This window comes from Streptomyces sp. VTCC 41912 (assembly GCF_045799175.1).
In the GTDB taxonomy this organism is placed as follows: Bacteria; Actinomycetota; Actinomycetes; order Streptomycetales; family Streptomycetaceae; genus Streptomyces; species Streptomyces albulus_C.
This window is the reverse complement of sequence record NZ_JBJMAB010000103.1, coordinates 1-822: the sequence shown is the minus strand read 5'-3', so window position 1 is coordinate 822 and position 822 is coordinate 1. Positions and strand designations below refer to the sequence as shown.

General features: G+C 68.6%; 2 protein-coding genes. Both read left to right on the top strand.

Features of this window, described 5'->3' with window-relative positions; all coding sequences use genetic code 11:
• Nucleotides 1–116 precede the first annotated feature (116 nt).
• Nucleotides 117–503: a gas vesicle protein gene (locus tag ACJ6WD_RS41315; RefSeq protein ID WP_407617819.1), complete on the top strand. Its 387-nt coding sequence runs from the start codon at nucleotides 117–119 to the stop codon at nucleotides 501–503.
• An 82-nt stretch (nucleotides 504–585) separates the two neighbouring features.
• On the top strand, nucleotides 586–822 hold a 237-nt coding region (gene gvpJ, locus ACJ6WD_RS41310), incomplete at its 3' end, for a gas vesicle protein GvpJ (protein WP_407617820.1).

Below are 822 nucleotides of genomic sequence, written 5' to 3'. Positions count from 1 at the left end.
GGACGATCTCCGGCGGTGATCGGGACGGTCCTGGGCGGAACGCAGGTGGATACCATGGAGGGGCGCCGTGTGCGCGCGGCGCGGAACGCATGAGGTCTCCGATGTCGGAGAGAGCAATGGCCGCAGGCGAAGAGGACCATCCGCAAAGGGCCCGGCGTACGCCCCGGCGACGTACCGAGGCGGCGGACGGATCTGGCGAGGAGCGCCGCGCCACGAAGGGTTCGGGCACGGGAGACAAGCACCGTGTCACGGCCCGGCGGGCGATGCACTACGCGGCCGAGCAACTCCAGGAGCTGTTGGGGCGGGCGCCGGAATCCGTCTCGGCGGTCACTCCCACCTCGGACGGTTGGCAGGCGGACGTGGAAGTCCTGGAACTGGAACGGGTTCCGCCGACGACCAGCGTGATGGCCAGCTACCGAGTCAAGCTGGACGAGGAGGGCGAACTCGTCGCCTACGAACGCATCCGCCGCTACACCCGCGGCCAGATCGACAAGGGCCGCTAGCCGGCCGGCAGGACGCGCCATACAGGGCGTGACGAACGAGCGCGCCGCCCGCGAGCCGAACGGGCAGCTGAAAGGAGGCACCATGACTGTGGTGCCGCAGGGTGAAGGAGCACTGGCCAGGAGCAACGGCGGTGGCTCGGGCAACCTCTACGACGTTCTCGACCTGATCCTCGACCGCGGCTTGGTCATCGACGTCTTCGCACGGGTGTCGTTGGTCGGTATCGAGCTGGTCAAGGTGGACGCGCGCATCGTCGTCGCCAGCGTCGACACCTACCTGCGCTTCGCCGAAGCCTGCAACCGGCTGGATCTGGAGTCCGGT